2 protein-coding genes are annotated in these 4,853 nt (G+C 74.1%); both read right to left on the bottom strand.

Translation table 11 applies throughout. The features are described from left to right. Positions 1-1,055: beta-ketoacyl synthase N-terminal-like domain-containing protein (locus ACFU74_RS36085; protein ID WP_380764359.1), on the bottom strand; the 1,055-nt coding region annotated here is incomplete at its 3' end. Next, on the bottom strand, positions 1,055-4,853 hold a 3,799-nt coding region (locus ACFU74_RS36080), incomplete at its 5' end, for an SDR family NAD(P)-dependent oxidoreductase (protein ID WP_380764358.1). The genes ACFU74_RS36085 and ACFU74_RS36080, both read right to left, overlap by 1 nt.

The following is a 4,853-nucleotide window of genomic DNA, read 5'->3' as shown; positions in this document are numbered from 1 at the left end:
AGGGCCTGGGCCTCGATGGGGTCGCCGAGGGTGGTGCCGGTGCCGTGGGCTTCGACGGCGTCGATGTCGGTGGTGGTGAGGCGGGCGTTGGCGAGGGCCTGGCGGATGACGCGCTGCTGTGAGGGGCCGTTGGGGGCGGTGAGGCCGTTGGACGCGCCGTCCTGGTTGACGGCGCTGCCGCGGACCACCGCGAGCACCCGGTGCCCGTTGCGCTCGGCGTCGGACAGTCGTTCGAGTACCAGGAGGCCGACGCCCTCGCCCCAGCCGGTTCCGTCGGCGGCGTCCGCGAAGGCCTTGCACCGTCCGTCCCCGGCGAGGCCGCTCTGGCGGGAGAACTCGACGAAGAGCCCCGGGTGCGTCATCACGGTGGCGCCGCCGGCCAGGGCGAGCGAGCACTCGTCGCCGCGCAGTGCCTGGGCGGCCAGGTGCAGGGCGACCAGGGACGAGGAGCAGGCGGTGTCCACCGTCACCGCCGGGCCCTCCAGCCCCAGGGTGAAGGCGACCCGCCCGGAGGCCACACTGGCCGCGTTGCCGGTCAGCACATGGCCGGCGACTTCGCTGTCGCGCTGGGCCGGGTCGGTGACGGCGGCCAGCGACTGGTAGTCGCTGCCGGAGAGACCGGTGAAGACGCCGGTCCGGCTGCCCTTCAGCGAGCCCGGAGCGATCCCGGCCCGCTCGAACGCCTCCCAGGAGACCTCCAGCAGCAGCCGCTGCTGGGCGTCCATCGCCAGCGCCTCGCGCGGGCTGATCCCGAAGAACCCGGCATCGAAGCCCGCGACGTCCCGCAGGAAGCCGCCGACCCTCGCGAACTCCGCCTCCGGGCCCAGGTCCCAGCCGCGATCGCCGGGGAACGACCCGATGGCGTCCCGGCCGTCGACGGCCAACTGCCAGAGGTTTTCAGGGGAGTTCGCATCGCCCGGATACCGGCACGCCATGCCCACGATCGCGATCGGCTCAAGCGACCTGGCCTCCACGTCGGTGAGGCGCTGCCGAGTCCGGTGCAGATCGGCAGTGACGCGCTTGAGGTATGCGACGAGCTGCTCTTCGTTCGCCACTAGGTCAGATCTCCAAATTCACGGTCGATGAAGTCCAGTACCTCGTCCACGCTGGCGGCGTCGAGCTGTTCCTCGGCGGACGGTCCCGCCTCCTCGGGGGCGGCGCCGGTCAGCTTCCACAGCGTTGCCTGCAGCCGGTTGACGATCTCCGAGCGTTCCCGCTCGCCCTCGGCCAACTCGGCGACATCGGCGTCCAACTGGTCGAGGCTGGTGCGGATCCGGTCCAGCGGTCCGGCCGCGGCCGGCACGATCCGGTCGAGCAGTTGCCGGGCCAACAGCGCCGGCGTCGGGTGGTCGAACACCAGGGTCGACGGCAGCGGGAGGCCGGTGGCGACGCGCAGCCGGTTGCGGAGCTCCACCCCGGTCAGCGAGTCGAATCCCATCTCCTTGAAGGAGCGGTCCGGAACGAGCTCTCCGGGGGAGGAGTGGCCGAGCACCGCGGCGACATCGGTGAGCAGGAGATCGAGCGCGGCCGGCCACTGATCCGCCGGCGGAAGCACCCGGAGCCCGGCGTAGCGCTCCTCGACGGTCTCCGAGCGCTGCGGTCCGGCGGCGCTCCGGCGACCGCGCACCATCGCCCGCAGCACCGCCGGCGCCGGTTCCTCGGCGTACCGGGCGCGCAGTGCCGCGAGGTCCAGCCGCATCGGCACCAGGGCGGGACGCCGCTCGGCCAGGGCCGCGTCCAGCAGGCCCAGCCCGTCGGCCGGGCGCAGTGGCAGCACACCACCGCTGCTGATCCGGCGCAGGTCCTGCTGGTTCAGGCTCTCGCCCATGCCTGCCGACTGTTCCCAGAGCCCCCAGGCCAGCGAGGTGGCGGGCAGCCCGGCCGCGTGCCGGTACTCGGCCAGCGCGTCGAGGAACGTGTTCGCGGCCGCGTAGTTGGCCTGGCCGGCCGACCCCAGCACGCCGGAGGCCGAGGAGAAGACGGTGAAGAAGGCCAGGTCCCGGTCCCGGGTGAGCCGGTGGAGGTGCCAGGCGGCATCCGCCTTGGGACGCATCACCTCCGCCAGCGAGGCCGGGCTCTGGGCTTCGAGGACGCCGTCCGCGAGCACCCCGGCGGCGTGCACCACGCCGGTCAGATTCGGTATCCCGTCGATCAGCCGGGACAGCTCCTCCTGCTCACCGACGTCGCAGGCGGCCACCCGCACGGTCGCGCCTGCCGCGGTCAGCTCGGTCACGAGCTGCTCGGCGCCGGGTGCCGCCGGGCCGCCCCGACTGGCCAGCACCAGGTCGCGGAAGCCGTGTTCGGTCACCAGGTGCCTGGCCACCAGAGCTCCCAGCGCGCCGGTACCGCCGGTGACCAGTACGGTGTGGTCGGGGTCGGGCGCGGGCGGGACGAGCAGCACCGCCTTGCCGACCAGTCGGGCCTGGCTCAGCGCCCGGAACGCCTCCGGCGCGCGGTGCACGTCCCAGGTGCTGATCTCCGGCAGGGTGAGCACGCCGCGCTCGAAGAGCGCCAGGAGTTCGCGCAGCATCTGCCCGATGCGCTCCGGACCGGCCTCGACCAGGTCGAAGGCCTGGTAACCGGGGATGCCGGCCGGGTCCCGCAGGTCGGCCTTCCCCATCTCCAGGAACCGCGCGTCGGCGGACAGCAGCCGCAGCGAGGCATCGAGGAACTCGCCGGTGAGAGCGTTCAGCACCACGTCGATGCCCCGGCCGCCGGTGGCGGCGCGGAAGGCGGTCTCGAAGTCCAGGGTGCGCGAGGAAGCGATGTGGTCGTCGGCCAGGCCCATGGCGCGGAGCACCGGGTGCTTGGCCGGGCTCGCGGTGCCGAAGACCTCGGCCCCCAGGTGGGTGGCGAGCTGCACGGCCGCCGTGCCGACGCCGCCGGCGGCGGCGTGCACCAGGAACGACTCGCCGGGCTGCAGCGCGGCCAGGTCCACCAGCGCGTAGTAGGCGGTGAGGAACACCACCGGCACCGAGGCGGCCTGGGCGAACGACCAACCGTCCGGAATCGGTGCCAGGGTGCGGTGGTCGGCCACCGCGACCGGTCCGAAGGCGCCGGGGAACATGCCGAACACCCGGTCGCCCGGAGCCGGCCGGCTCACACCGGGGCCCACCTCCAGGACCACGCCGGCGCCCTCGCCCCCGGGGCGGGCGTCGCCGGGGTACATCCCGAGCGAGATCAGCACATCGCGGAAGTTGACGCCTGCGGCCCGCACGGCGATCCGCACCTGACCGGGCTCCAGCGGCCGGGTCGCGGCGGGTGCGGTCACCAGGGCGAGCCCGTCGAGGGTGCCCTTCCGAACCGCTTCCAGGGTCCACGCCCTGTCGGCGGGCGGGGTGAGCAGTTCGGCGGAAGCGCCGGCGCGGGTCAGCCGCGGCGCATACAACCGGCCCTCGCGTACCGCGAGTTGAGGCTCATCGGTGCCGAGGGCCCGGAGCAGGGCGGCGGGCGAGTCGGCCGCTCCGTCGAGGTCCACCACCACGATCCGGCCGGGCTGTTCGGTCTGCGCGGTCCGGGCCAGGCCCCAGAGGGCGGCCTGTGCCGGGGCGGTGACCTCACTGCTGTGCCGGACCGCGATCGCCCCCCGGGTGAGCAGCACCAGGCGGGACCCGTCGAACCGCGGTGCGGCCAGCCACTCCTGCAGCACCTCCAAGTGCTGTCCGACGACGGCGGCCAGGTCGGCGGCGGAGCCGACCCGGGGCGCGCAGGGCAGCAGGACCGCGTCGGGGACGTCCTCCGCCAGTGCGGCCAGGTCGGGGTGGACCGGGACGCCCAGCGCCTCGGCGAGCTCCCGGTCGCCGAGGACCGCCCAGGAAGTGGCGGTGCCGGTCGGGGCGGAGACCTCGGCCCAGTCCACCTGGTAGAGCGAGCCGGCTGAGCCGTCCGCGACGGCGCCGCCCGAGATGGGGCGCACGGTCAGCGACTCCGCCTCCAGTACCGCCGCGCCGGTCCGGTCCGCGAGGCTGACGCCGACGCTCTCCGGTCCGAGTCGCCGGAGCCGCACCCGCACCGCCGACGCGCCCGCGGCGTGCAGGGTGACGCCTCGCCAGGCGAACGGCACCACGGCCCGCTCGACGGATCCGGACTGGACCATCGCGTGCAGGGCGGCGTCGAGGACGGCCGGATGGATGCCGAACTCGGCGCTCTCGTCATCGGGTTCGGGCAGTTCGACCTCGGCGAAGGTGTCCTCCCCGCGCCGCCAGACCCGTCGGAGGCTCTGGAACAGCGGGCCGTACGTCAGGCCGATGTCCGCCAGGTCCTGGTAGAGCGTGGTGATGGCCACGGCCTCGGCGCCCTCGGGCGGCCAGACGGTCAGGTCGGAGGGCGGCACCTGGGCACCGGTGCCGAGGACGCCTTCGGCGTGGGTGGTCCACGGGTCGGCGGGGGCCGCGTCGGCGGGTCGGGCGTAGACGGTCAGGGGGCGGTTGCCGCCCTCGTCGGAGGGGCCCACCGTGATCTGGAGCGCCACCCCGCCGTGCTCCGGCACGATCAGCGGTGCGGACAGGGTGAGCTCGCGCACCTGCGCACACCCGCTCTGGTGGGCGGCGTGCAGGGCGAACTCCGTCAACGCGGTGCCGGGTAGGACGACGGCGCCGTGAACGGCGTGGTCGGCCAGCCACGGATGGGTCTCCCGGGAGAGGTGGCCGGTGAAGAGGTAGCCGTCGGTGTCGGCGAGCACGGTCATCGCCCCGAGCATCGGGTGCTCGGCGGAGTGCAGCCCGATCGAGGACGCGTCACCGGTCCTGGCCGCCTCCCGCAGCCAGTAGTGCTGGTGTTGGAAGGGGTAGGTGGGGAGGTCGAGGTGGTGGGTGGGGGTGTTGAGGATGGTGGGCCAGTGGATGGGGGTGGTT

The sequence above is a fragment of the Kitasatospora sp. NPDC057500 genome, from assembly GCF_042802195.1.
Lineage (GTDB): Bacteria > Actinomycetota > Actinomycetes > Streptomycetales > Streptomycetaceae > Kitasatospora.
The sequence above is the reverse complement of the archived record's forward strand: the minus strand, read 5'-3'. Positions and strand labels throughout refer to the sequence as shown.